This window comes from Citrobacter sp. Cpo100, from assembly GCF_030332595.1.
GTDB classification, from domain to species: domain Bacteria; phylum Pseudomonadota; class Gammaproteobacteria; order Enterobacterales; family Enterobacteriaceae; genus Citrobacter; species Citrobacter portucalensis.
The window spans coordinates 310,919-337,573 of the sequence record NZ_JAOWHM010000026.1 but is presented as its reverse complement, the minus strand read 5'-3'; the positions used below and the strand labels follow the sequence as shown (position 1 = coordinate 337,573).

General features: G+C 53.4%; 22 protein-coding genes and 1 pseudogene. 11 read left to right on the top strand and 12 right to left on the bottom strand.

Annotated elements, in window-relative coordinates; translation table 11 throughout:
• Together OGX96_RS05090 and OGX96_RS05085 are read left to right on the top strand one after the other, a co-directional pair.
• Positions 1–3,575: RHS repeat domain-containing protein (locus OGX96_RS05090; RefSeq protein WP_286582350.1), on the top strand; the 3,575-nt coding region annotated here is incomplete at its 5' end.
• The gene (locus OGX96_RS05085) at positions 3,572–4,132 is read left to right on the top strand and encodes a hypothetical protein (protein WP_286582348.1); all 561 of its coding nucleotides are present in this window, start codon (positions 3,572–3,574) and stop codon (positions 4,130–4,132) included. The genes OGX96_RS05090 and OGX96_RS05085, both read left to right, overlap by 4 nt.
• A gap of 387 nt (positions 4,133–4,519) precedes the next feature.
• Here OGX96_RS05085 and OGX96_RS05080 read toward each other — a convergent pair whose 3' ends face one another.
• From OGX96_RS05080 to tkt, 7 genes are all read right to left on the bottom strand, one after another.
• Complete coding sequence (locus tag OGX96_RS05080; protein WP_032944917.1) at positions 4,520–5,269, bottom strand: oxidative stress defense protein; 750 nt, start codon at positions 5,267–5,269, stop codon at positions 4,520–4,522.
• A 93-nt stretch (positions 5,270–5,362) separates the two neighbouring features.
• Positions 5,363–5,998 carry an arginine exporter ArgO gene (gene argO / locus OGX96_RS05075; RefSeq protein ID WP_286582359.1) on the bottom strand — a complete coding sequence of 212 codons (636 nt, stop codon included), beginning with the start codon at positions 5,996–5,998 and terminating at the stop codon, positions 5,363–5,365.
• Positions 5,999–6,191: 193 nt separating this feature from the next.
• Positions 6,192–7,052, bottom strand: coding sequence for a small-conductance mechanosensitive channel MscS (locus OGX96_RS05070; protein ID WP_003825461.1), 861 nt, complete (start codon positions 7,050–7,052; stop codon positions 6,192–6,194).
• Positions 7,053–7,243: 191 nt separating this feature from the next.
• Positions 7,244–8,323 carry a class II fructose-bisphosphate aldolase gene (gene fbaA, locus OGX96_RS05065; protein ID WP_003027029.1) on the bottom strand — a complete coding sequence of 360 codons (1,080 nt, stop codon included), beginning with the start codon at positions 8,321–8,323 and terminating at the stop codon, positions 7,244–7,246.
• A gap of 88 nt (positions 8,324–8,411) precedes the next feature.
• Complete coding sequence (gene pgk, locus OGX96_RS05060) at positions 8,412–9,575, bottom strand: phosphoglycerate kinase (RefSeq protein ID WP_003027032.1); 1,164 nt, start codon at positions 9,573–9,575, stop codon at positions 8,412–8,414.
• Positions 9,576–9,614: 39 nt separating this feature from the next.
• Complete coding sequence (gene epd, locus OGX96_RS05055; RefSeq protein WP_008785759.1) at positions 9,615–10,643, bottom strand: erythrose-4-phosphate dehydrogenase; 1,029 nt, start codon at positions 10,641–10,643, stop codon at positions 9,615–9,617.
• A 491-nt stretch (positions 10,644–11,134) separates the two neighbouring features.
• A complete protein-coding gene (gene tkt, locus OGX96_RS05050; protein WP_003825453.1) occupies positions 11,135–13,126 on the bottom strand; it encodes a transketolase in 1,992 nt (663 codons plus the stop codon).
• A gap of 279 nt (positions 13,127–13,405) precedes the next feature.
• On the opposite strand from tkt, the gene loiP reads away from it, so the two are divergent.
• Positions 13,406–14,164, top strand: coding sequence for a metalloprotease LoiP (gene loiP / locus OGX96_RS05045; RefSeq protein ID WP_032944921.1), 759 nt, complete (start codon positions 13,406–13,408; stop codon positions 14,162–14,164).
• A 99-nt stretch (positions 14,165–14,263) separates the two neighbouring features.
• Here loiP and speB read toward each other — a convergent pair whose 3' ends face one another.
• The 4 genes and pseudogenes from speB to yqgG all read right to left on the bottom strand — a co-directional run.
• Positions 14,264–15,184, bottom strand: coding sequence for an agmatinase (gene speB, locus OGX96_RS05040; RefSeq protein WP_003027056.1), 921 nt, complete (start codon positions 15,182–15,184; stop codon positions 14,264–14,266).
• Positions 15,185–15,391: 207 nt separating this feature from the next.
• Entirely contained in the window at positions 15,392–17,368 is a 1,977-nt protein-coding gene (speA, locus tag OGX96_RS05035; protein WP_020996310.1) for a biosynthetic arginine decarboxylase, read from the bottom strand.
• A gap of 8 nt (positions 17,369–17,376) precedes the next feature.
• A complete protein-coding gene (gene yqgB / locus OGX96_RS05030; protein ID WP_003027062.1) occupies positions 17,377–17,508 on the bottom strand; it encodes an acid stress response protein YqgB in 132 nt (43 codons plus the stop codon).
• 258 nt (positions 17,509–17,766) lie between these two features.
• Positions 17,767–17,868 (bottom strand): annotated as a pseudogene (yqgG, locus tag OGX96_RS05025) (small protein YqgG); the annotation flags it as partial.
• 540 nt (positions 17,869–18,408) lie between these two features.
• Between yqgG and metK the strand changes: the two are divergent.
• The 8 genes from metK to ruvX all read left to right on the top strand — a co-directional run bounded on the left by metK (position 18,409) and on the right by ruvX (position 25,661).
• Positions 18,409–19,563, top strand: coding sequence for a methionine adenosyltransferase (metK, locus tag OGX96_RS05020; RefSeq protein ID WP_020996311.1), 1,155 nt, complete (start codon positions 18,409–18,411; stop codon positions 19,561–19,563).
• 398 nt (positions 19,564–19,961) lie between these two features.
• A complete protein-coding gene (galP, locus tag OGX96_RS05015; protein ID WP_008785766.1) occupies positions 19,962–21,356 on the top strand; it encodes a galactose/proton symporter in 1,395 nt (464 codons plus the stop codon).
• A gap of 76 nt (positions 21,357–21,432) precedes the next feature.
• A complete protein-coding gene (locus OGX96_RS05010) occupies positions 21,433–21,930 on the top strand; it encodes a SprT family zinc-dependent metalloprotease (RefSeq protein ID WP_003825440.1) in 498 nt (165 codons plus the stop codon).
• A gap of 94 nt (positions 21,931–22,024) precedes the next feature.
• Positions 22,025–22,732: a deoxyribonuclease I gene (gene endA / locus OGX96_RS05005; protein ID WP_008785767.1), complete on the top strand. Its 708-nt coding sequence runs from the start codon at positions 22,025–22,027 to the stop codon at positions 22,730–22,732.
• Between the two features lie 74 nt (positions 22,733–22,806).
• Positions 22,807–23,538: a 16S rRNA (uracil(1498)-N(3))-methyltransferase gene (rsmE, locus tag OGX96_RS05000; protein WP_008785768.1), complete on the top strand. Its 732-nt coding sequence runs from the start codon at positions 22,807–22,809 to the stop codon at positions 23,536–23,538.
• 19 nt (positions 23,539–23,557) lie between these two features.
• Complete coding sequence (gshB, locus tag OGX96_RS04995; RefSeq protein WP_003027083.1) at positions 23,558–24,505, top strand: glutathione synthase; 948 nt, start codon at positions 23,558–23,560, stop codon at positions 24,503–24,505.
• 176 nt (positions 24,506–24,681) lie between these two features.
• Entirely contained in the window at positions 24,682–25,245 is a 564-nt protein-coding gene (locus OGX96_RS04990) for a YqgE/AlgH family protein (RefSeq protein WP_003027086.1), read from the top strand.
• Entirely contained in the window at positions 25,245–25,661 is a 417-nt protein-coding gene (ruvX, locus tag OGX96_RS04985; RefSeq protein WP_008785771.1) for a Holliday junction resolvase RuvX, read from the top strand. The genes OGX96_RS04990 and ruvX overlap by 1 nt, the downstream gene beginning before the upstream one ends.
• On the opposite strand, the gene OGX96_RS04980 is transcribed toward ruvX, so the two are convergent.
• Positions 25,658–26,638 (bottom strand): type IV pilus twitching motility protein PilT, encoded by a 981-nt coding sequence (locus tag OGX96_RS04980; protein WP_286582344.1) that lies wholly within the window; start codon positions 26,636–26,638, stop codon positions 25,658–25,660. The genes ruvX and OGX96_RS04980 overlap by 4 nt on opposite strands.
• Positions 26,639–26,655 lie beyond the last annotated feature (17 nt).

Below are 26,655 nucleotides of genomic sequence, written 5' to 3'. Positions count from 1 at the left end.
CCGGGCCGTTCAGCGGCCATATCACCGGGGTGACGGACGGCGCAGGCCGTCGCTTCCGGCTGGTGCTGAAGCAGATGAACACACTGCCCGTCACCCGCTACGGCCAGGATGACGGGGTCCGCCTCGGTGCCGTCTGGCTGACGCACGACCCGGAATACCCGGACAATCTGCCGGCATCCCCGCTGGTGCGCTATGACTATTCCCCGCGCGGGGAGCTGGCGGCGGTGTATGACCGGGGCGGAGTGCAGGTGCGCCGCTTTGATTATGCCGCGGACACCCCGGGCAGGATGGTGGCACACCAGTACCCCGGACGCCCGCAGACCACCTACCGCTACGATGCAGCAGGCCGGGTGGTGGAGCAGCATAATCCGGCAGGCTTAAGCTACCGCTATGAATACGGGAAAAACGCCGTCACCATCACCGACAGCCTGCACCGCCGGGAAGTGCTGCACACCGCCGGTGAAGGTGGCCTGAAGCGGGTGGTGAAAAAGGAATACGCCGACGGCAGCGTGACCTGCAGTGAATACAACCCCGTGGGCTGGCTCACCGCACAGACCGATGCGGCAGGCCGGAAAACCGAATACCGGTACAGTATCGCGTCCGGTAACGTCACTGAAATTATCTCCCCTGACGGCCGGAAGACGGCGTTTTATTACAATGGCGGGCGTCAGCTGACCGGTATCATCCACCCGGACGGCTTACGGGAGAAGCGCGAATATGATGAGCATGGCCGCCTGACGGCGCAGACTTCCCGCCAGGGAAACACCACCCGCTATGTGTATGCTGACCCGCACAGTGAATCCCCCTGCACCAGTGAAGATGCCACCGGCAGCAAAAAGCAGATGACATGGAGCCGCCACGGGCAACTGCTGAGCGTCTCCGACTGCTCCGGGTATGAGACCCGCTATGACTATGACCGTTTCGGGCAGGTCACGGCCATTCATCAGGAAGACGGTCTCAGCCAGTATCGCGCTTACGATACCCGGGGCCGGCTTGTCAGCCAGAGAGATGCGGCAGGCCGCGAGACCCGCTATGAATACAGTGACGCAGGAGACCTGACGACAGTGATTGCCCCGGACAGCAGCCGCACGGAAACGCAGTATGACACGTCTGGCAGACCGGTCGGTATAACCGAAGGCGGCCTGACGCGGCAGATAACATACGATGCCGCCGGACGCGTGACACAGCTGACCAATGAGAACGGCAGCCACACCAGCTTCACGTATGACCTTCTCGACCGTCTGACGCAGCAGACCGGCTTTGACGGCCGTACGCAGCGCTATGGCTACAACACCGGCGGACAGCTTATCCGCAGCGAGGACGAAAGCCTGGTCACGCGGTGGCATTACGATGAATCTGACCGCCTGACACACCGCACGGTGAACGGCGAACCGGCGGAACAGTGGCAGTACAACGAACGCGGCTGGCTGGCGGAAATCAGCCACCTCAGTGAAGGCCACCGGGTCGCCGTGCACTACGGCTATGATGAGAAAGGCCGCCTCATTCGCGAACAACAGGTGGTGCATCACCCGGAAACGAACGAACCGCTCTGGCATCATGAGACACAGCACGGCTACAGCGACGCAGGCCTGGCACACCGCATGACATCAGACAAACTGCCTGCTGTGGAGTGGCTGACTTACGGCTCCGGTTATCTGGCTGGAATGAAACTCGGCAGCACCCCACTCATCGACTTCACCCGCGACCGCCTGCACCGGGAGACGCTGCGCCGTTTCGGCGAATATACGCTCACCACCGGCTACAGCGCGGCCGGACAGCTGCTGAGCCGGCACCTGAACAGTCCGCTTCTGAACCGCGACTACGGGTATAACGGGACCGGGCATCTGACCCGCATCAGCACCCCGCGCCAGACCCGGGAATACGACTACAGCCAGACCGGCAGGCTCACCGGCGTGCGCATGACTGCGGACGGTCTGGATATCCGCCTCCCTTACGCCACCGACCCGGCGGGCAATCGTCTGCCGGACCCGGAATTTTATCCGGACAGCAGCAGAAAAGTATGGGCGGATAACCGCATCACGGAGGATGCACAGTACCTGTACCGCTATGACCGTTACGGCAGGCTGACGGAGAAGACGGACCGTATCCCGGACGGGGCCATCCGCATGTACGATGAACGCACGCACCGCTACAGCTACGATAACCAGCACCGGCTGGTGCACTACCTCCGCACACAGTACGGCAAAAAACAGGCGGAAGGACGGTATCTCTACGACCCGCTGGGCCGGCGTATCGGAAAGCAGGTGTGGCAACGGGAGCGTGAGCATCCGGACCATGACCAGATGGCGCTGTCGCACAGGCCGTACACCACCTGGTACGGCTGGGACGGCGACCGGCTGACCACCACGCAGACGGCGCAGACCCGCGTCCAGACGATTTACGAACCCGGCAGCTTCACGCCGCTCATCCGGGTGGAGACCGCCACGGAGGCGCTGGATGTCCTGCGCCGTCACCGGACGCTGGCGGAGAAACTCCGGCAGGAAGGCAGCGAGGATGGCGCTGGCGTGATGTTCCCGCCGGCGCTGGTACAGATGCTGGACCGCCTGGAAGGAGAGCTGCGTGCCGGGGTTATCAGCGACGAAAACCGGCAGTGGCTGGCCGGGTGCGGCCTGACGCCGGAACAGATGGCGGCGCAGATGGAGCCGCTGCCGGTCCCGGAAAGGACGCTTCATCTGTACCACTGCGACCACCGGGGCCTGCCACTGGCGCTGATAAGCCAGGACGGTGCCATCAGTTGGCGCGCGGAATATGACGAATGGGGCAACGTGCTGCGGGAGGATAATCCACATAATCTGCAACAGCTTATCCGCCTGCCGGGCCAGCAGTATGACGACGAATCCGGACTGCACTACAACCGCCACCGGTACTACAATCCGGGACAGGGAAGGTATATCACGCAGGACCCGATTGGGCTGGAGGGGGGATGGAATCTTTATACATATCCATTAAATCCGATCGCAGTTACGGATCCTATGGGATTGTCTCCAACAAGTTTTGGCACTTTGTTTGGCCCTGCAATGGAAGGAACATTCCACGGAGTTGACTCAGTGGCTTCTTTACCCGAAAGCGAACGACAATCAACACTAAATGATTTTTCTAAAATGCGAGGAATGTACAATCCTTTATCAGAATATGTATTTGGGTGGGTGACTGGTGCGCCACTTGTTTCACTTTCAGCCATTTTTGGACCTGCAGCATCAGCAGGTAAAATTCTCTCTAATAGTTCTGTTTCATGTCTGGCTAATTTGACATATCAATATATGGAAAGTGGGAAAATTAATTACAAAGATATGTTTTGGGCTAGTCTGTCAGGTGCTTTATCACCAGGTCGATCGATTATAGAGAACAGCCTAATAGCCATGGGTACAACTTATCTTAACAAGGGAGATACTCCTGGAGCTGTTACGGGTGCGGGGCTGGGCACAACAGTAAGTGGGTTGTTGGGGAAAGTTCCTTTTTTATCCAACATATTTGGTGATTATGTTTCCGGACTTGTTTCGGAAGGTGTCGGCGATAACGTCGAGAAAGTTAATAACAAGGATAGTAAAAAGTGAATATAGTGTCATTATTTAAAAACGAACATAAGATTAATATTACCTTTCTTATTACGTCGTATACAATAACCGTATTATCTTTATCTTTGATCACTGTTGCGATAGTAGCCATTGTAAATTACACCAGTCACCACTCTTTAGTTTTTGATATAGGTTTTGCAATTAAAAGTTTGAAAATGTTATCTATTGCTGGTTTGTTTGCTTTTATATGGAGTACTATTTGTATTTACAATGATAAAAAAAAATGTATTAAGATAGCTTTGGATTTAAAGGGGCATTATAATAATTTTAGTACTAATTCTAACTCTCAAAAAAAATCATCTGAAAGAGTAGAACATATAATAAAAAAAATGGACATGAGTCGACATTTCTACGGTTCAATGACCACGTTTATTGTTAATGATGTTGATACATGGGTTAAAGGTATCAACATCAAAGATATGAATTATTATCTATCCTGTGAAGTAGAATATAAGTCGGGCGAAAAAGATAAATTTAAACTCAAATTTTCTGCCATCAATGGCGGTGATCCTGTGTTGAAAAGTATAAGTTTTTGACACTTGGTTGTATTGTCCGGATTTGTAAAGATGGTCGCAGCGCCGGAGGAACTTAAAATCCGCAGCGAGGATGACGCGCAGGTCACCTTTTGGCATTACTTTGAGTCTGACTGACTCATCGCGCCGTAAATGGCGGGGAAGTTGAACGCTGCAGTACATGGCGGCACGACAGTCCGGGTACAAAGCCAGAAGTAATCTAGTTCTACCGGGATGGGAACCGACTAGAGGGCAATCTATGGGTAATGGCACACCGTAACGAAAGCTGCACCTGGCTGGGCGGGTGCGGGCTGACGGCGGCGCATCTAGATCCGTTACCGAAGTCGGAGAAGACCATCTACCTGTACTACTATAACCCGGCGAATTCGCCGGGCCAAAAGATCTTAATAATCACTGCGTATTGGTTACTGTCTCGTGCTGTTGCTGCCCCGCCGTCGGCTCAATCTGGAAGACCACATCAACCTGATCGTCAAACTGAATAACCGGCTGTTCGTAGGTTTCCTGAGCGGATGTCGCAGGCGCTGCATCTGCTTTCATCATCCGTACCATCGGGCTCGGTTGATAATTGGAAACGTGGTAACGCACGCTGTAAACGGGCCCCAGTTTGCTGTTAAAGCCCGCAGCTAACTGCTCAGCCTGATGAATAGCATCATCAATTGCTGCTTTACGCGCTTTATCTTTGTAAGTATCCGGCTGGGCAACGCCAAGCGATACCGAACGGATCTCATTCAGACCGGCCTTCAGTGCACCATCGAGCAGCGCGTTGAGTTTGTCCAACTGACGCAGCGTGACCTCAACGGTACGTACCGCACGATAGCCTTTAAGGACGCTTTTACCATTCTGGTAGTCGTAGTCCGGCTGGGTGCGCAGGTTTGCCGCGCTAATATCTTTCTTCGCTATCTGGTTCTGTTCAAGGAAGGACAGATATTGCGCCACGCGCTCATCAGCCTGCTTCTTCGCTGAAGCCGCATCCTTTGCAGCTACGTTCACTTCAATCGCCAGAGTAGCGATGTCTGGTGTCGCATCCACGCTTGCCGTTCCGGAAGTCACGATGTGCGGTCCATTTGGCAACTCATTTGCCTGTACCGATAGTGCGCTGAATCCGACTAATGCCGCCAGGGCCATTATTTTGAACTTCACGGTCGTTCCTCCATGTTTCATTAATTACCCCGAAACTCAGGGCACATGCAGGCAAGCTTAGCCGATCTCGCTGCGTTGTCCATCAGACAACACTTAGTTGAACAACGCATGAACGTGCGCAACACCTTCTTTTGCCAACTGAAAAGCGATAAACCACATCACCAATCCTACCAGGGTATTGATGATCCGCTGTGCTTTAGCAGTGCGCAAACGCGGAGCGAGCCAGGCCGCCAGCAATGCCAGGCCGAAGAACCACAGGAACGAAGCGCTGACGGTACCCAGCGCAAACCAACGCTTAGGCTCAACGTCCAGTTGGCCTCCCAGACTCCCCAGCACCACAAAGGTATCCAGGTAAACATGGGGGTTTAGCCATGTCACCGCCAGCATAGTAGCGATAATTTTCCAGCGGCCCTGCTTCATCACCTCGGCGCTGGCCAGTTCCAGGTTACTGCTCATCGCCGTTTTTAACGCCCCGAAACCGTACCAGAGTAAAAATGCCACCCCACCCCAGGTGACAAGCGCCATCAGCCATGGTGACTGCATCAGCAAGGCGCTACCGCCAAAGATCCCCGCGCAAATCAGCACTAAGTCGCTGATAGCGCAGAGTAAAGCAATCATGATGTGATACTGGCGACGGATCCCCTGATTCATCACGAAGGCGTTTTGCGGACCGAGCGGAAGTATCATAGCCGCACCAAGTGCAATCCCTTGAAAATAATACGATAACACGTTAATCATCCCGAACTGTTTCTCTTAGGAGCAGACTATAGCGCGGGGAAAACATTAGCGGAAATGGATAATTTTAATCAGGGATAAGAAGAATTAATACCACGGGGGGGGGAAATGCCGGATGACGGCTGACGCCTTATCCGGCCTACAAAACCTGCGGGCCCGGTAAGCGATAGCGCCACCGGGCACGCGATTACTCTGCCGCGCTCTCTTTCACACGCTTGAAGTTCACATCCATCTGCGGGTACGGGAAGCTGATACCGTTGGCGTCAAACTCGCGTTTAATACGCTCCAGTACGTCCCAGTAGACGCTTTGCAGATCGCTACTGTTGCTCCAGACGCGTACCACAAAATTGATCGAGGAAGCGCCCAGCTCATTCAGGCGCACCGTCATTTCACGATCTTTAAGGATACGCTCGTCAGACTGAATGATATCGGTGAGGATTTTTTTCACCTGATCGATATCGGAGTCGTAAGCCACGCCGATGATAAATTCGTTACGACGAACCGGCTCACGAGAGAAGTTAATGATGTTCCCGGCAATGATTTTACCGTTTGGGATCACAACAATCTTACCGTCTACGGTACGCATAGTCGTGGAGAAAATCTGCACGTTGAGTACGGTTCCCGCTACGCCGCCGAGGTCTACATACTCACCTGCGCGGAACGGACGGAACATCACCAGCAGCACGCCAGCGGCGAGGTTAGACAGCGAACCTTGCAGCGCCAGACCAACGGCTAAACCTGCGGCACCGAGAACGGCAATCACAGAAGCGGTTTGTACCCCAACGCGACCCAGAGCGGCAATCAGCGTGAACGCGATAATCCCGTAGCGCACCAGTGCGGAGAGGAAGTCAGCAACGGTTGCATCAATTTTACGTGCCACCATCAGGCGGTTAACGGTGTTTGATACGATGCGCGCCACAATCATACCGATAATGACAATGGCGATGGCCGCAACGATGTTGACGGCATAGCTTAACAGCAGCTCCTGATTGCGGACCAGCCAGGTGCCCGCACCATTTATGCTGTCGACAACATTCAAATCTTCCATTCAATATTCCTTTTTTGCTTACCCAAATGGGAAAAATAAAGCCGTCCCAACGGGACTGGCAATCTGACAAGGGTAAACAATAAACCTGGATTTTGCCAAACAGATCACAGAATTCTCTGCCAGCAGCATATTGAAATGGCAATAAAAAAGGCCCGCATTTGCGGGCCTCATGTCACGTAGAACGGCGTAAATTACAGAACGTCAACCGCGTTCAGTTCTTTGAAAGCCTGTTCCAGACGGGTGATCATGGTTGCCTGACCAGCACGCAGCCATACGCGCGGATCGTAGTATTTCTTGTTCGGCTGATCTTCGCCTTTCGGGTTGCCCAGCTGGCCCTGCAGGTAAGCTTCGTTCGCTTTGTAGTAGTTCAGAACACCTTCCCAGGTAGCCCATTGGGTATCGGTGTCGATGTTCATTTTCACTACGCCATAGCTTACGGAGTCTTTGATTTCCTGAGCAGTAGAACCGGAACCGCCGTGGAAGACGAAGTTCAGGCTGTTGTGCGGCAGGTTATGTTTCTTAGAAACATAGTCCTGAGAGTCGCGCAGGATGGTCGGGGTCAGAACAACGTTACCCGGCTTATAAACGCCGTGTACGTTACCGAAGGAAGCTGCGATGGTGAAACGCGGGCTGATTTTGCTCAGCTCGGTGTATGCGTAATCAACGTCTTCCGGCTGGGTGTACAGTGCAGAAGCGTCCATGTGGCTGTTGTCCACGCCGTCTTCTTCGCCACCGGTGCAACCCAGTTCGATTTCCAGGGTCATGCCCATTTTGGACATGCGCGCCAGGTATTTGGAGCAGATTTCGATGTTCTCTTCCAGAGACTCTTCAGACAGGTCGATCATGTGAGAAGAGAACAGCGGTTTGCCGGTTGCTGCGAAGTGTTTTTCACCCGCGTCCAGCAGACCGTCGATCCACGGCAGCAGTTTCTTCGCGCAGTGGTCAGTGTGCAGGATAACCGGAACACCGTAGTGTTCAGCCATCTGGTGAACGTGATGCGCGCCAGAGATAGCACCCAGGATTGCAGCGCCCTGAGGAACGTCAGACTTCACGCCTTTACCCGCGATGAAAGAAGCACCACCGTTGGAGAACTGTACGATTACCGGCGCTTTAACTTTTGCAGCGGTTTCCAGAACGGCGTTGATGGAGTCGGTACCAACGCAGTTAACAGCTGGCAGGGCAAAGTTGTTTTCTTTTGCTACCTGGAAAACTTTCTGTACGTCATCACCAGTGATTACGCCTGGTTTTACGAAATCAAAAATTTTAGACATATTACGAATCCTGTATCTTCGGCCTTGGAAAGGGCGCGCGCTCTAAAGCGCGCTAATAATTGGGCAGGTTTCCCTGCCCATTAAATGCTTACTTTTTAGCGCGCTCTTCGAGCATCGCTACTGCTGGCAATACTTTACCTTCCACGAATTCGAGGAAAGCGCCGCCGCCAGTGGAGATGTAGGAGATTTTGTCAGCAATGCCGAACAGGTCGATTGCTGCCAGGGTGTCACCGCCGCCTGCGATAGAGAACGCTTCGCTGTCTGCGATAGCGTTAGCAACGATTTCAGTACCTTTGCGGAAGTTCGGGAATTCGAACACGCCAACCGGGCCATTCCACAGAATGGTTTTCGCATTTTTCAGGATGTCAGCCAGCTGCTGTGCAGAAGCGTCGCCGATGTCCAGGATCTGCTCGTCTTCTTTCACATCGCTAACGGACTTCAGAGTAGCCGGTGCAGTTTCAGAGAATTCAGTCGCTACGCGAACGTCAGTCGGGACCGGGATGTCGCAAGTGGTCAGCAGACGCTTAGCTTCGTCAACCAGGTCAGCTTCGTACAGGGATTTACCCACGTTGTGGCCTTGAGCGGCAACGAAGGTGTTCGCGATACCACCGCCAACGATCAGCTGGTCAGCGATTTTTGACAGAGAATCCAGAACGGTCAGTTTGGTGGAAACTTTAGAACCGCCAACGATAGCAACCATCGGACGAGCAGGTTCTTTCAGTGCTTTACCCAGCGCATCCAGCTCAGCAGCCAGCAGCGGACCTGCGCAAGCTACATCAGCGAATTTACCGATACCGTGAGTAGAAGCCTGTGCACGGTGAGCTGTACCGAAAGCGTCCATTACGAATACGTCGCACAGCGCAGCATATTTTTTGGACAGTGCTTCGTCGTCTTTCTTCTCGCCTTTGTTGAAGCGAACGTTTTCCAGAACCACCAGTTCACCGGCAGCGACTTCAACGCCGTCCAGGTAATCTTTTACCAGGCGAACCGGAGCAGACAGTTTGTCTTTCAGGTAGTTAACAACCGGCAGCAGAGAGAATTCTTCGTTGTACTCGCCTTCGGTAGGACGACCCAGGTGGGAAGTTACCATCACTTTCGCACCCTGTTTCAGGGCCAGTTCGATGGTCGGCAGAGAAGCACGGATACGCGCATCGCTGGTTACTTTCCCTTCTTTAACTGGTACGTTCAGGTCCGCACGGATAAAAACGCGTTTACCAGCCAGATCCAGATCGGTCATCTTAATTACAGACATGGTGAATCCTCTCGTTGATTCATAAAGTTTTGTCGACGCTCAAGCGTCGAGCCTGAAACCAATAGCAGCCATCGCTAACGTAGTGTCGAGCATACGGTTAGCAAAGCCCCATTCATTATCACACCAGACCAGCGTTTTGATCAGGTGAGCGCCACTCACACGCGTTTGCGTACCATCTACGATGGCGCTGTGCGGGTCGTGGTTAAAATCTACAGAGACCAACGGTAATTCCGTATAGTCAACTATACCATGAAATGCACCTTGTGCTGCTTTTTGCAGCAACTGGTTGACTTCACTGGCTTTTACTGGTTTTTTCACCGTCACGCTTAAGTCGATCGCCGTCACATTTATGGTCGGTACACGCACCGCTATCGCTTCAAAACGATCGTTAAACTGCGGGAAAATTCGCGTGATGCCCGCCGCCAGTTTGGTATCAACCGGAATAATCGACTGGCTGGCCGCTCGCGTGCGACGCAGGTCAGGATGATAAGCATCAATAACCTGCTGATCGTGCATCGCGGAGTGGATCGTGGTGACGGTACCAGACTCAATGCCGTAAGCATCATCCAGCAATTTAATGACGGGTATTATGCAATTCGTGGTGCAGGAAGCGTTGGAAACGATCCGGTGCTCAGCGCGCAGCTGATCCTGATTAACGCCATACACAACGGTTGCGTCGATGTCGTGACTACCAGGATGTGAAAAGAGCACTTTTTTTGCACCAGCGGCAATATGCGCCTCGCCGTGTTCGCGATTGCCGAAGACCCCCGTACAATCCAGCACGATGTCGACACCCAGTTCGCGCCATGGAAGTGCATCGAGTGTTCGCTCATGCAGAATGCGGATAGCGTCATCGCCAACGATGAGCTGGTCACGTTCCTGACGAACATCCCAGGCAAAACGTCCATGGCTGGTGTCATATTTCAACAAATGCGCCATGCCTGCAGCATCCGCAAGTTCGTTGATTGCCACCACGGTGATTTCCGCCCGACGCCCGGATTCATACAAAGCACGAACCACGTTGCGTCCGATGCGACCGAAACCATTAATCGCTACGCGTACGGTCATAGGTCTCCTGCAAGGATTTCTCAGAAACGATGTGGCAGACAGAGTAATGCAGCAAATCGCTCAGGGAAACCTTACCTGTCGCAAACTGCGACTAATTGGTTAATTGTCGAACATTTAATCGACTGAAACGCTTCAGCTAGAATAAGCGAAACGCGGAATAAAAGGAATGATTGTCCAGCAACAGAACACAGTTATCTGACTTACGTCACATTTTAACGCCCTTCAACGCTAAATTTATTCCATATTCCAGAATGACGAATAACCGTAGCAAAATTATTTCATTGTCGTGTTACACACCCTGATTTAAATCAGAAAGCCCCCTAACCTACATCTAATCACCAGCGTGAGGTCCGAGTCCCAGAGCCCTTCAACGATGCCGCAGACGCTCTGGATAGCAGACTGAGCCGTGCGATTGCGCAACGCGCGGCGCGTTGCGGAAAAGCAAAAAAAAACGGGCCGCCTGAGCGCCCCGTTTTCACCTGTAATCGAAATTACAGCAGTTCTTTAGCTTTCGCGACAACGTTATCTACGGTGAAGCCGAACTCTTCAAACAGCAGCTCTGCCGGAGCAGACTCACCAAAGGTGGTCATACCGACGATTGCGCCGTTCAGGCCCACATATTTGAACCAGTAGTCAGCGATACCTGCTTCCACTGCAACGCGAGCGGAAACCGCTTTCGGCAGCACAGACTCACGGTAAGCGGCATCCTGTTTGTCGAACGCGTCGGTAGACGGCATGGAAACCACGCGAGCCTTCACGCCTTCGGCAGTCAGTTTGTCCCACGCAGCCACAGCCAGCTCAACTTCAGAACCGGTAGCGATGAAGATCAGTTCCGGCTGACCGTCGCAGTCTTTCAGCACGTAACCACCGCGAGCGATGTTTGCCAGCTGCTCTTCGGTACGCTCCTGCTGAGCCAGGTTCTGGCGGGAGAGGATCAGCGCGGTCGGGCCGTCCTGACGCTCAACACCGTATTTCCACGCAACGGCGGATTCAACCTGGTCACACGGACGCCATGTGCTCATGTTCGGGGTCACACGCAGAGAAGCAACCTGCTCTACCGGCTGGTGAGTCGGGCCGTCTTCGCCCAGACCGATGGAGTCGTGGGTGTAGACCATGACCTGACGCTGTTTCATCAGCGCAGCCATACGCACCGCGTTACGGGCATATTCCACAAACATCAGGAAGGTGGAGGTGTACGGCAGGAAACCACCGTGCAGGGAGATACCGTTCGCGATAGCGGTCATACCGAATTCACGCACACCGTAATGGATGTAGTTACCGGCAGTATCTTCGTTAATCGCTTTCGAACCAGACCACAGCGTCAGGTTAGACGGTGCCAAGTCAGCGGAGCCGCCGAGGAATTCAGGCAGCAGAGGACCGAAGGCTTCAATCGCGTTCTGAGAAGCTTTACGGCTGGCGATTTTCGCCGGATTAGCCTGCAGCTTAGCAATGAACTCGTTCGCTTTGGCGTCGAAGTCAGACGGCATTTCACCTTTCATACGACGGGTGAATTCAGCCGCTTCCTGCGGGTAGGCTTTCGCATAAGCAGCGAACTTCTCGTTCCATGCAGCTTCTTTTGCCTGACCGGCTTCTTTCGCATCCCACTGCGCGTAGATTTCAGACGGGATTTCGAACGGCGCGTATTTCCAGCCCAGTTGTTCACGGGTCAGTGCGATTTCTGCATCGCCCAGCGGTGCACCGTGAGAGTCGTGAGTACCCGCTTTGTTCGGAGAACCGAAACCGATGATGGTTTTGCACATCAGCAGGGACGGTTTGTCGGTTACTGCGCGTGCTTCTTCAACTGCGCGCTTAATCGCGTCAGCATCGTGGCCATCAACACCACGAACCACATGCCAGCCGTAAGCTTCAAAACGCTTCGCGGTGTCATCGGTGAACCAGCCTTCAACGTGGCCATCGATAGAGATGCCGTTGTCATCGTAGAACGCAACCAGTTTGCCCAGCTTCAGCGTACCAGCCAGGGAACATACCTCGTGAGAGATACCTTCCATCATGCAGCCGTCGCCCATGAAAGCATAGGTGAAGTGGTCAACGATGTCGTGACCTGGACGGTTAAACTGCGCCGCCAGCGTTTTTTCAGCGATAGCCATACCCACTGCATTCGCAATGCCCTGACCCAGAGGACCTGTAGTGGTTTCAACACCCGCGGTGTAACCCACTTCCGGGTGACCCGGAGTTTTGGAGTGCAGCTGACGGAAGTTCTGCAGCTCGGACATCGGCAGATCGTAGCCGGTGAGGTGCAGCAGGCTATAAATCAGCATGGAGCCGTGGCCGTTGGACAGCACGAAGCGGTCACGGTCAGCCCAGGACGGGTTAGTCGGGTTGTGGTTCAGGAAATCACGCCACAGGACTTCGGCAATGTCAGCCATACCCATCGGGGCACCCGGGTGACCGGATTTGGCTTTCTGTACTGCGTCCATGCTCAGCGCACGAATAGCATTGGCAAGCTCTTTACGTGAGGACATTTTGACTCCAGATCGGATAATGAAGGCTGAGCCCTTAACGACTTGACGACAGCGCGTTTTGGGCTACGCCGGAAAAAAGTGCCAACAATGTAACCCAAGCCGCGTGTCATGTACATGGAGCATCCTTTTGCCGCTTCAGAAATCTCTGGATCATGCGCGCAAGTTGCGCAATCTTCTCGCCCGCGTATTGTTCTTTTCTTTATACTTAGGCCGAGCGTCGGTTCACCTGCAAACGACGTAATTTTTAGAATAATCCTGACTTTGTGCGGAAGAGAAAAAATGAAAATTCGCGCTTTACTGCTTGCTACGAGCATGGCTGCGGCATTGACCGGCTGCCAGAACATGGACTCCAACGGACTGCTTTCTTCTGGCGCGGAGGCTTTTCAGGCCTACAGTCTGAGCGATGCTCAGGTAAAAGCGCTAAGCGATCAGGCCTGTAAAGATATGGACAGCAAGGCTACTATCGCCCCGGCCAGCAGCGAGTACGCAACGCGTCTTGGCAAAATATCCGCCGCGCTTGGCGATAACATTAACGGTCAGCCGGTGAACTATAAAGTCTATATGGCGAAAGATGTGAATGCCTTTGCCATGGCAAACGGCTGTATCCGCGTGTACAGCGGCCTGATGGATATGATGACCGACAACGAAGTCGAAGCGGTGATCGGCCATGAAATGGGCCACGTCGCGCTGGGTCACGTGAAAAAAGGTATGCAGGTTGCGCTGGGTACCAACGCCGTACGTGCAGCGGCGGCATCCGCTGGCGGCATTGTCGGCAGCCTGTCGCAGTCGCAATTGGGCGATCTTGGCGAGAAACTGGTGAACTCGCAGTTCTCCCAGCGTCAGGAATCCGAGGCGGATGATTACTCGTATGATTTGTTGCGCAAACGCGGGATCAATCCGGCAGGTTTAGCCACCAGCTTTGAGAAACTGGCCAAACTGGAAGCTGGACGTCAAAGCTCAATGTTTGACGATCACCCGGCATCCGCAGAACGTGCGCAACATATTCGCGATCGCATGAGCGCAGACGGGATCAAATAACCGTTAATCGTGCCGGATGCGGCGTGAACGCCTTATCCGGCCTACAAACATCAACCAGCTGTAGGCCGGATAAGCGTTAGCGCCATCCGGCAAAACAACTTACTCGCCTTTTTTCGCTGCCTGGATGTACAGCATTTCCAGAGCCAGCGTAGCCGCCGCCAGCGCGGTGATCTCTGACTGATCGTAGGCCGGAGCCACTTCAACAACATCCATCCCGACGATGTTCAGATCTTTCAGACCACGAACCAGCTTGATCGCGCGGTCAGAAGTCAGACCGCCGATCACTGGCGTACCGGTACCCGGCGCAAATGCTGGATCCAGGCAGTCGATATCAAAGGTCAGATACACCGGCATATCACCGACAATCTGCTTAACCTGGGCGATGATGTCATCTACGCTGCGATCGTTCACCTGGCAAGCATCCAGCACGGTAAAGCCGTTGTCTTTGTCGAATTCGGTACGAATACCAATCTGCACAGAGTGATTCGGATCGATCAGCCCTTCGTTCGGCGCAGTGTAGAACATGGTGCCGTGGTCGAATTCGCAGCCGTTCGCGTAGGTATCGGTGTGGGCATCAAAATGCACCAGCGCCATTTTACCAAAATGCTTAGCGTGCGCGCGCAACAGCGGCAGCGTGACGAAGTGGTCGCCGCCGAAGGAGAGCATGCGCTTACCGGCAGAAAGCAGCTTCTCAGCATGCGCCTGCAGTTTTTCACTCATTTCACGCGCATCACCGAAGGCATAGACCAGATCGCCGCAGTCCACCACGTTCAGGCGCTCGCGCATATCGAAGTTCCACGGGAAGCGGTTATGCTCCCACGCCAGGTTAGTGGAAACCTGACGGATCGCCGCCGGACCATGACGTCCGCCCGCGCGGCCAGACGTTGCCATATCAAACGGTACGCCGGTGATCACCCAATCGGCGTCGCTGTCGTACGGCATGAAGTTCATCGGCAGACGTAAAAAACCAAAGGCGTTAGAAACCAGGGAGTTGTCGTATTGATGACCTAAGGTGCTCATGTACTGACCTCTTTAAAAATCGAAGAAAAAAAATCCCCTCCGCGTCGTTAAGCCCGACGAGGAAGGGATTGATTTGGTAACTGCATATTTACGGCAAATTATCGCCGTTATTTTGTACGGATTCAAGTAAGTGCCACAAATGCGGCTTCGCCTTATCCGGCCTACTTCCGTAGGCCCGGTAAGCGTAGCGCCAGCAGGCATTTATCGTTACTCATCTTCCAGATAAGTATAACCGTACAGACCGGCCTCAAACTCTTCGAGGAACTGTTGCTGCAGCTCGGTATCCAGATCGGTGTTTTTCACCTGGTCACGGAACTGCGTCAGCAAGGTGTTCGGATCCAACTGCACATACTGCAACATATCCGCCACGGTATCCCCTTCGTCGGACAGCTCAACTTCTACGCTGCCGTCAGGGAAGACGAACACGTCAACCGCTTCGGTATCACCAAACAGGTTGTGCATGTTGCCGAGGATCTCCTGGTACGCCCCCACCATAAAGAAGCCCAGCATCGGCGGGTTCTCCGGGTCATATTCCGGCATCGGCATGGTGGTCGCAATGCCATCACCGTCAACGTAGTGGTCGATAGCGCCATCAGAGTCACAGGTGATATCCAACAGCACCGCGCGGCGCTCAGGTACCTGATTCAGTCCTTCCAGCGGCATTACCGGGAACAACTGATCGATCCCCCACGCATCCGGCATCGACTGGAACAGCGAGAAGTTGACGTAAATCTTATCCGCCATACGCTCCTGCAGCTCGTCGATAATCGGGCGATGCGCGCGGTTGCTCGGGTCGAGTTGTTTCTGCACTTCATGGCACATGTTCAGATAAAGCTGCTCAGCCCACGCACGCTCTTGCAGGCTAAAGGTACCTGAAGAGTAACCAACGTGAATATCGTGCAGATCCATCTGGCTGTCGTGCAGCCATTCACGCAGCGAACGGCGCGTGCCCGGCTCGTGCATCTCTTGCCAGGTTTCCCACATGCTTTGCAGGGAACGCGGCGCGTTGTCTGCCGGAGGCGTCGCTTCGGTAATTTCGCTACGCTCAACGCCGATAATGTTAGATACCAGCACGGTATGGTGCGCGGTAACCGCGCGGCCAGACTCGGTGATTACCGTCGGATGCGGCAGACCGTGTTCTTCACAGGCGTCGCCAATTGCCCAGATGATGTTGTTGGCGTATTCGTTCAGGCCGTAGTTTACGGAACAGTCAGACTGCGAACGGGTACCTTCGTAATCCACGCCCAGACCACCGCCCACGTCGAAGCACTGGATATTTACTCCAAGCTTGTGCAGCTCAACGTAGAAACGCGCCGATTCACGTACGCCGGTGGCGATATCACGAATGTTCGCCATCTGCGAGCCAAGGTGGAAGTGCAGCAACTGAATGCTGTCCAGACGACCGCGCTCACGCAGAATTTCGACCAGTTGCAGCACCTGGTTTGCCGCCAGGCCGAATTTTGATTTTTCCCCGCCGGAGGACTGCCACTTGCCAGAGCCCTGCGACGCCAGACGCGCACGCACGCCCAGACGCGGAACGACATTCAGGCGTTCAGCTTCATCCAGCACGATAGCGATTTCAGACATCTTCTCGATGACCAGATAGACCTTATGGCCCATCTTCTCGCCAATCAGCGCCAGACGGATATATTCGCGGTCTTTATAACCGTTACACACGATCACGCTACGGGTCATTCCGGCATGAGCCAGAACGGCCATCAGTTCAGCTTTGGAACCCGCTTCCAGCCCCAGCGGTTCGCCAGAGTGGATCAGCGATTCAATCACGCGGCGGTGCTGGTTGACCTTGATCGGGTAAACGAGGAAATAGTCACCGTTGTAACCGTAAGATTCACGGGCACGTTTAAAGGCGGCGTTAATCGAACGCAGACGGTGTTGCAGGATCTGCGGGAAGCAGAACAATGCAGGCAAACGCTGGCCCTGCGCTTCTCGGGCTTTCACCAACTCAGCAAGGTCAACGCGCGCTTCGGGTACGTCCGGATCCGGGCACACGCTAATGTGACCCAGTTCATTGACGTCATAGTAGTTATTACCCCACCAGGCAATATTGTAAGTACGCAGCATCTTGCTGGCTTCCTGGGAACTCATTGCAACCTCCTGCATGGAGCGTAGTACACCGTGTTCGCCTGCTGACGAAGGCGAACCCAAAGAAATGTCGTCAGACATAGCGAACCTCAAATTTTATTAACAAGTGTAAAACAGTTGACTACTATCGCAATCCGAAGACGCGATAACAACCCAAATACAGGCAGAATTTGCAGCAGATAGTGCTGACGCTCCGACTGTGCGACCGGTTTCTTTTTCATATCAATGTAAACACGTAACCGAACTTAATGCTGACGGTTCGGCGAAACCACGAGAAAACTCTTGTTTACCAAGAGCGCCCTTGTTCAGTTCTTAGTGACCGTTACCGGCTCTTGAGTCCTGAGATACGCCGAGATGGGTATACACTTCATCCTTCATGCAGCCACTTTGTTGGCTACGCTCATTCGCCCCAGTCACGTACTACTCGTACGTTCAGGGGACTCATTCACTTGCCGCCTCGACGCAGCATAAATGATTTTGTGTATATAACATCGACAGGTATGCAAAGCAGAGATGCAGATTGCGGGGGACATATGTACACCAGAACGGTGCGACAGATTCTGCAGAATACAACGGTTCATTATCTCGTATCACCTCCACGGTTGCTCCTTACGGAACGAACCCACAAGCCAAAGCTAAAGTTTTAACCCGGCTGGAAGTGGCAACACGATGAAAACGTCGTGTGCTTTTGTCTATCCTAAATAATTCGAGTTGCGGGAAGGCGGCAACGCAGAGAGTCCCCGGGAGCTTACATGAGTAAGTGACTGGGGCGAGCGAGGAAGCCAACGCACATGCAACTTGAAGTATGACGGATATGAGCCGCGCGCCGCGTTTTATACCGATAAGAAAGTCAAAAAGCAAAAGATAAATATGCACATTGCCAGCACCGTCAGGAAAAATTTCCAGTTACATTTTCAGTACAATGCGACCTCAATCAAAAAAAGCTGGAAATCAGGCGAAGAACTGTCCTAAAATAGCCGTCCAGATGTTAATCCATCTATACCGATTAACACTCAGACTGCCAGTGTCCGTCATCTGCAGACTCATGGTAGAATCTTCTACACATGGCTATTCCACTCGACAGTTTGAGCTAACCAAATTCTCCTTAGGTGAAATTAAATATGGCAAAACACCTTTTTACGTCCGAGTCCGTATCAGAAGGGCATCCTGACAAAATCGCTGACCAAATCTCTGATGCTGTGCTGGATGCAATCCTGGAACAGGATCCAAAAGCACGCGTTGCCTGCGAAACCTACGTCAAAACCGGTATGGTTTTAGTTGGCGGTGAGATCACCACTAGCGCATGGGTTGATATCGAAGAGATCACCCGTAACACGGTTCGCGAAATTGGCTATGTGCATTCCGACATGGGCTTTGACGCCAACTCTTGCGCGGTACTGAGCGCGATTGGTAAACAGTCTCCGGACATCAACCAGGGTGTTGACCGTGCCGATCCGCTGGAACAGGGCGCAGGCGACCAGGGCCTGATGTTTGGTTATGCAACCAACGAAACCGACGTGCTGATGCCAGCACCTATTACCTATGCTCACCGTCTGGTGCAGCGTCAGGCTGAAGTGCGTAAAAACGGCACCTTATCCTGGCTGCGTCCGGATGCCAAAAGCCAGGTAACCTTCCAGTATGACGACGGCAAAATCGTCGGTATTGATGCGGTTGTTCTGTCTACTCAGCACTCTGAAGATATCGACCAGAAATCGCTGCAAGAAGCCGTTATGGAAGAGATCATCAAGCCGGTACTGCCGACTGAATGGCTGACCGCTTCGACCAAATTCTTCATCAACCCAACTGGTCGTTTCGTTATCGGCGGCCCGATGGGCGACTGCGGTCTGACCGGTCGTAAAATCATCGTTGATACCTACGGCGGCATGGCGCGTCACGGCGGCGGTGCATTCTCTGGTAAAGATCCGTCTAAAGTTGACCGTTCCGCAGCCTATGCAGCCCGTTACGTAGCGAAAAACATCGTTGCCGCAGGCCTGGCTGACCGTTGTGAGATTCAGGTTTCCTACGCAATCGGCGTGGCAGAACCGACATCTATCATGGTGGAAACGTTCGGTACTGAAAAAGTGCCTTCAGAGCAGCTGACCCTTCTGGTGCGTGAGTTTTTCGACCTGCGCCCGTATGGCCTGATTCAGATGCTGGATCTGCTGCACCCGATTTACAAAGAAACCGCTGCTTACGGTCACTTTGGTCGCGAACATTTCCCATGGGAAAAAACCGACAAAGCACAGTTGCTGCGCGACGCTGCCGGTCTGAAGTAATTTAAACCAGACTTAACGCTTATGAAGACCAGCCTCGCGCTGGTCTTTTTTTATACCTATTTCCTCTCCCACATCCATCACCAAACCGCGCTGATTACTATTGCTTTAAATGAAAATGAAAGCGATTACATCACACCATATTTCCCTCTACCTTGAATTAACATCTCTTATCCAGCACACTTGCATCACTGTTACATTATATTTCATCATTGTCTTAAATTCAGACGACCAACATTATTTAATCCCAATAAATAATGTTAACTTTCAATGAATTAACCAATAATCCGCATGAATGACAGTGTAAGCGATTACACTAATGTGATGTGATTCGCATTTTTTTACCCCGTACTCACCTACCCTTAACATCAACAAAACTAGCTACCCAACCGGAGGGCATCATGCCTGACAATAAAAAAACGGGGCGTTCCAACAAAGCCATGACATTTTTTGTCTGCTTTCTGGCAGCCCTGGCTGGATTACTTTTTGGCCTGGATATCGGTGTTATTGCCGGTGCTTTACCGTTCATCACCGACGAGTTTCAAATTACCCCGCACACTCAGGAATGGGTGGTGAGTTCCATGATGTTTGGTGCGGCGGTAGGTGCTGTCGGCAGCGGTTGGCTCTCCTTCAAACTGGGACGCAAAAAAAGCCTGATGATCGGTGCGATCTTGTTTGTTGCGGGTTCACTGTTCTCCGCCGCTGCGCCAAACGTTGAAGTCCTGCTGGTTTCCCGCGTGCTGCTCGGCCTGGCTGTAGGCGTTGCGTCTTATACCGCGCCGCTATACCTGTCTGAAATTGCCCCGGAAAAGATTCGTGGCAGCATGATCTCTATGTATCAGTTGATGATCACCATCGGTATTTTGGGCGCGTATCTTTCCGATACAGCCTTTAGCTACAGCGGCGCATGGCGCTGGATGCTGGGTGTAATCATCATCCCTGCCCTGCTGCTTCTGGTTGGCGTTATCTTCCTGCCGGACAGCCCACGTTGGTTTGCAGCTAAACGTCGTTTTGTTGATGCTGAACGCGTCCTGTTGCGTCTGCGTGACACCAGCGCAGAAGCCAAACGCGAGCTGGATGAAATCCGTGAAAGTCTGCAGGTAAAGCAGAGTGGCTGGGCGCTGTTTAAAGAAAACAGCAACTTCCGTCGTGCGGTATTCCTTGGCGTTCTGTTGCAGGTGATGCAGCAGTTCACCGGGATGAACGTCATCATGTATTACGCACCGAAAATCTTTGAGCTGGCGGGCTACACCAACACCACCGAGCAGATGTGGGGGACTGTTATCGTCGGTCTGACCAACGTGCTGGCAACCTTTATCGCCATTGGCCTGGTTGACCGTTGGGGCCGCAAGCCTACGCTGATCCTTGGCTTTATCGTGATGGCCGTTGGTATGGGCGTGCTGGGTACAATGATGCACGTGGGTATTCACTCGGCATCCGCACAATACTTCGCAGTACTGATGCTGCTGATGTTTATCGTTGGCTTTGCCATGAGCGCCGGTCCGCTGATTTGGGTACTGTGCTCTGAAATCCAGCCGCTGAAAGGCCGCGATTTCGGCATCACCTGCTCTACTGCAACCAACTGGATTGCCAACATGATCGTCGGCGCAACCTTCCTGACGATGCTGAACTCGCTGGGCAGCGCCAACACCTTCTGGGTCTACGGCGGCCTGAACGTACTGTTCATCTTCCTGACTCTGTGGCTGATCCCTGAAACTAAAAACGTCTCTCTGGAACACATTGAGCGTAACCTGATGAAGGGTCGTAAACTGCGCGAAATTGGCGCACACGACTAATCACCAAAGGCTTCCTCCCCAGCGGAGGAAGCCTTCCTCTTGCAGTCCCTTCCCTGTCGCACTATCCTCTGGCGTTATGAAAACCTCCCGTCTCCCTATCGCCATCCAACAAGCCGTTATGCGTAGCCTGCGGGAAAAACTCGCCCAGGCCAATCTCAAGCTCGAGCGCCAATATCCGGAGCCAAAGCTGGTTTACCAACAGCGCGGCACCGCCGCCGGCACTGCGTGGCTACAAACCTATGAAATTCGCCTTAATCCCGTCCTGCTGATGGAAAACGTCGACGCATTCATTAACGAAGTTGTGCCCCATGAACTGGCGCATTTACTGGTGTGGAAACACTTTGGGCGCGTGCCGCCACACGGGAAAGAGTGGAAATGGATGATGGAAAGCGTTCTGGGCGTACCGGCCCGGCGCACGCATCAGTTTGAACTGCAATCGGTGCAGCGCAAGACCTTTACTTACCGCTGTAAGTGTCAGGAGCACCAACTGACCGTCCGCCGCCATAACCGCGTTGTACGCGGTGAGGCCACCTACCGCTGTGTTCACTGCGGCGAACCGCTGGTTGCAGAATAATCTTCAGAATTATCAGGAACTTTTCTGACCTAACTGATTGCATACTGGAATAACTTTCGCTACGTTGCGGGCTCGTTTTGACACGGAGTTTGTGATGTACCGTCATTTTTCTTTTGCTGCGGCCCTGTTAGCCGCTGCGTTTTCAGGCCCGGTTTTAGCCGAAGGCATCAACAGTTTTTCTCAGGCAAAAGCAGCAGGCGTCAAGGTTAACGCCGATGCGCCGGGCGATTTCTACTGCGGTTGTAAAATTAACTGGCAAGGCAAAAAAGGGGTCGTTGACCTCGAATCCTGCGGCTATAAAGTGCGAAAAAATGAAAACCGCGCCAGTCGAATTGAATGGGAGCACGTTGTCCCCGCCTGGCAATTTGGTCATCAGCGTCAGTGCTGGCAGGACGGAGGGCGTAAAAACTGCGCCAAAGATCCGGTCTACCGTAAGATGGAAAGCGACATGCATAACCTGCAACCTGCGGTGGGTGAGGTAAATGGCGATCGCGCTAACTTCATGTACAGCCAGTGGAACGGTGGCGAGGGTCAGTATGGGCAATGCGCCATGAAGGTCGACTTCAAAGAGAAAGTTGCCGAGCCGCCGGCCCGCGCCCGCGGTGCCATTGCTCGTACCTATTTTTACATGCGCGACCAGTACGATCTAACGCTCTCCCGCCAGCAAACTCAGCTTTTTAACGCCTGGAATAAGCAATATCCGGTCACCGACTGGGAGTGTGAGCGCGACGAACGCATTGCAAAGGTACAGGGGAACCATAACCCATATGTGCAACGCGCTTGCCAGGCGCAAAAGAGCTAACCTACACTAGCGTCAATATTTTTAACCATGCCCTGGCATTTCGTAGCCCAGGGCCATGACGCGGATGTTTAACTATGCGCATTCCTCGCATTTATCACCCTGAGCCAATCACTTCCGGCAGCCAAATTTCACTGTGTGAAGATGCAGCCAACCATATCGGCCGCGTGCTGCGTATGGGACCGGGCCAGGCGCTACAGCTGTTTGATGGCAGCAATCAGGTATTCGATGCTGAAATCACCCACGCCAGTAAAAAAAGCGTGGACGTGAAGGTACTTAACGCTGAACTCGACGATCGTGAGTCGCCCTTGCACATCCACCTGGGTCAGGTGATGTCGCGCGGTGAAAAAATGGAATTCACTATCCAGAAATCGATCGAACTGGGTGTAAGCCTCATTACGCCACTTTTTTCTGAGCGCTGCGGCGTTAAACTGGACAGTGAACGCCTGAACAAGAAGCTCCAGCAGTGGCAGAAAATCGCCATTGCCGCCTGCGAACAGTGCGGTCGAAACCGGGTTCCCGAAATTCGCCCGGCAATGGATTTGGAAGCATGGTGCGCGGAACAGGACGAAGGTCTGAAACTGAACCTGCATCCGCGCGCCAGCGCCAGCATCAATACGCTGCCGCTGCCGGTGGAGCGCATCCGCTTGCTGATTGGCCCGGAAGGCGGGTTGTCGGCAGATGAAATTGCCATGACCGCACGTTATCAGTTTACTGATATTCTGTTAGGACCTCGCGTTCTGCGTACTGAGACAACCGCGCTCACCGCCATTACTGCGCTACAGGTGCGTTTTGGCGATCTGGGCTAAGGCATAAACGGAGAAGAAAATGATCAAGCTCGGCATCGTGATGGATCCCATCGCAAGCATCAACATCAAGAAAGATTCCAGCTTCGCTATGCTGCTGGAAGCGCAACGTCGCGGTTACGAAATTCATTATATGGAGATGGCCGATCTTTATCTGATCAACGGTGAAGCCCGCGCCCATACGCGTACCCTGAGCGTAGAGCAGAACTACGACAAATGGTATGAGTTCAAGAGCGAGCAGGATCTCCCGCTGGCAGACCTGGACGTTATTCTGATGCGTAAGGATCCGCCGTTTGATACCGAGTTCATCTACGCTACCTATATTCTGGAACGTGCAGAAGAAAAAGGGACGCTGATCGTCAACAAACCGCAGAGCCTGCGCGACTGCAACGAAAAGCTGTTCACCGCATGGTTTGCCGACCTGACGCCGGAAACGCTGGTCACGCGTAACAAAGCGCAGCTGAAAGCCTTCTGGCAAAAACACAGCGACATCATTCTCAAACCGCTGGATGGTATGGGCGGCGCATCTATTTTCCGTGTGAAGGAAGGCGACCCGAACCTTGGCGTCATTGCTGAAACGCTGACCGAGCACGGTACCCGCTACTGCATGGCGCAGAACTATCTGCCAGCAATTAAAGATGGCGATAAACGCGTCCTGGTGGTCGATGGCGAACCCGTTCCTTATTGCCTGGCGCGTATTCCGCAGGGCGGCGAAACCCGTGGCAACCTGGCCGCTGGCGGTCGTGGCGAGCCGCGTCCTTTGACCGACAGCGACTGGGAAATTGCACGTCGCATTGGGCCAACGCTGAAAGCGAAAGGTTTGATTTTTGTCGGTCTGGATATCATTGGCGATCGTCTGACGGAAATTAACGTTACCAGCCCAACCTGTATTCGTGAAATCGAAGCGGAGTTCCCGGTTTCGATTACCGGTATGCTGATGGATGCCATTGAGGCGCGTTTGCAGAAGTAAATACGTTGCCGGATAGCGACGCCATCGCGTCTTATCCGGCCTGAAATTGCACCCCGCAGACCGGATTAGGCGAAGCCGTCATCCGGCAATGCTATCTTCAGAGGGTGACATCTTCGAGCTTTGCCCACATACTGGGCTCTGTTGCTTTTTTGAACCAGGAAACAGAACCTCTGACAATGAATTTACAGCATCACTTTCTGATTGCCATGCCTGCTCTCCAGGATCCGATTTTCCGCCGTTCCGTGGTGTACATCTGTGAACATAATGAGAACGGAGCAATGGGGATTATCGTTAATAAGCCTCTGGAAAACTTACAAATTGAAGGGATTCTGGAAAAGCTGAAGATTACCCCAGAAGAACGCGATCCGGCCATTCGTCTGGATAAACCAGTGATGCTCGGCGGCCCGCTGGCAGAAGACCGTGGATTTATTCTGCATACCCCGCCGTCACGTTTTGCATCCAGTATCCGCATTTCAGATAACACCATCATCACCACCTCCCGCGATGTACTAGAAACCCTGGGCACACAAGAACAACCGTCCGAAGTGCTGGTTGCGCTGGGTTATTCATCATGGGAAAAAGGTCAACTGGAACAAGAGTTACTGGATAACGCCTGGCTCACGGCGCCCGCAGACCTCAACATCTTATTCAAAACGCCGATTGCCGACCGCTGGCGCGATGCGGCGAAGCTTATCGGGATAGATATTCAGACCATGCCTGGCGTGGCGGGACATGCCTGATGAGCGGAACATTACTCTCTTTTGATTTTGGTACGAAAAGTATTGGTGTTGCTGTTGGTCAGCGCATTACCGGTACGGCCAGACCGTTGCCCGCCATTAAGGCGCAGGACGGTACGCCAGACTGGAGTTTGATTGAACGCCTGCTGAAAGAATGGCAGCCGGATGAAATCATTGTCGGCCTACCACTCAACATGGATGGCACAGAACAGCCCCTTACCGCGCGCGCACGTAAGTTCGCTAACCGTATTCACGGTCGCTTTGGCGTAACCGTAACGCTGCACGATGAACGCTTGAGCACCGTCGAGGCCCGCTCCGGCCTGTTCGAACAAGGCGGATACCGGGCGTTGAATAAAGGCAAAGTAGATTCCGCTTCTGCCGTGGTCATCCTCGAAAGCTATTTCGAGCAGGGTTACTAAATCCGTCCCTGCGCCTGACGCTGCTGCTGACTTTGTGCAAATGTCTGCATACCTGTCTGTTGCCCGGTTTGAATTACGCCGGGCAGCTGATGCGTTTTCCCTTCACGAATCAAATTGCCCACGGCTGGCGTGTTGACGAGCAGCTCAAATAGCGCCACGCGTCCTCCCAGTTTATCTTCCTCCAGCTTTTGCGAAAGTACCGCCCGTAGGCTGTCTGCCAGCTGATTACGCACCGGATCTTTCTCCTGTGCGGGAAAGGTATCCACCAGCCGCGCGATGGCCTGCGCCGCCCCTCGCGTATGTAACGTTGCCAGCACCAGATGCCCGGTTTCCGCTGCCGTTAGTGCCAGACGAATGGTTTCCGCGTCGCGCAGTTCGCCCAGCAAAATGACGTCGGGATCTTCACGCAGCGCGCCGCGTAAACCGGCGGCAAAAGAAGCGCAGTGTACGCCCACCTCCCGTTGTTGAATAAGACAACGCTGGCTGGTGTAGCGATATTCAATCGGGTCTTCCAGCGTCAGAATATGCCCCGCAACTTGCTGATTAAGGTACTCAACCATCGCCGCCAGGGTCGTTGATTTACCGCTACCGGTAGCGCCTGTCACCAGAATTAACCCATTTTCACTGCGCAGCAGTTCAGGTATGACGTCAGGGGTCTGGAGATCGTCTAAACGTGGGCAATCAAGCGGGAGCAATCTTAGCGCCAGCGAGGTTCCCTGTTGATGAGCAAAAGCACTGGCGCGCAGCCGCCGGGAACCTGCCAGCGCAATAGCAAAATCTACCTGCCCCTGTTCCCGCCACTGTACCTGTTGTTGCTCACTGAGCCAGCACATCAGCAGATTCTCCACGTCAGGCGTAGTAAAGGGTGCGATTTCGACTTTTCCACGTATGCGCCAGCGCGCAGGCCATGCATTGCACAGGTGTAGATCCGACACGTTATGCTTTACACTAAGGGCCACTATTTCTTCCATATTCATATGAACATCCTCGGAAA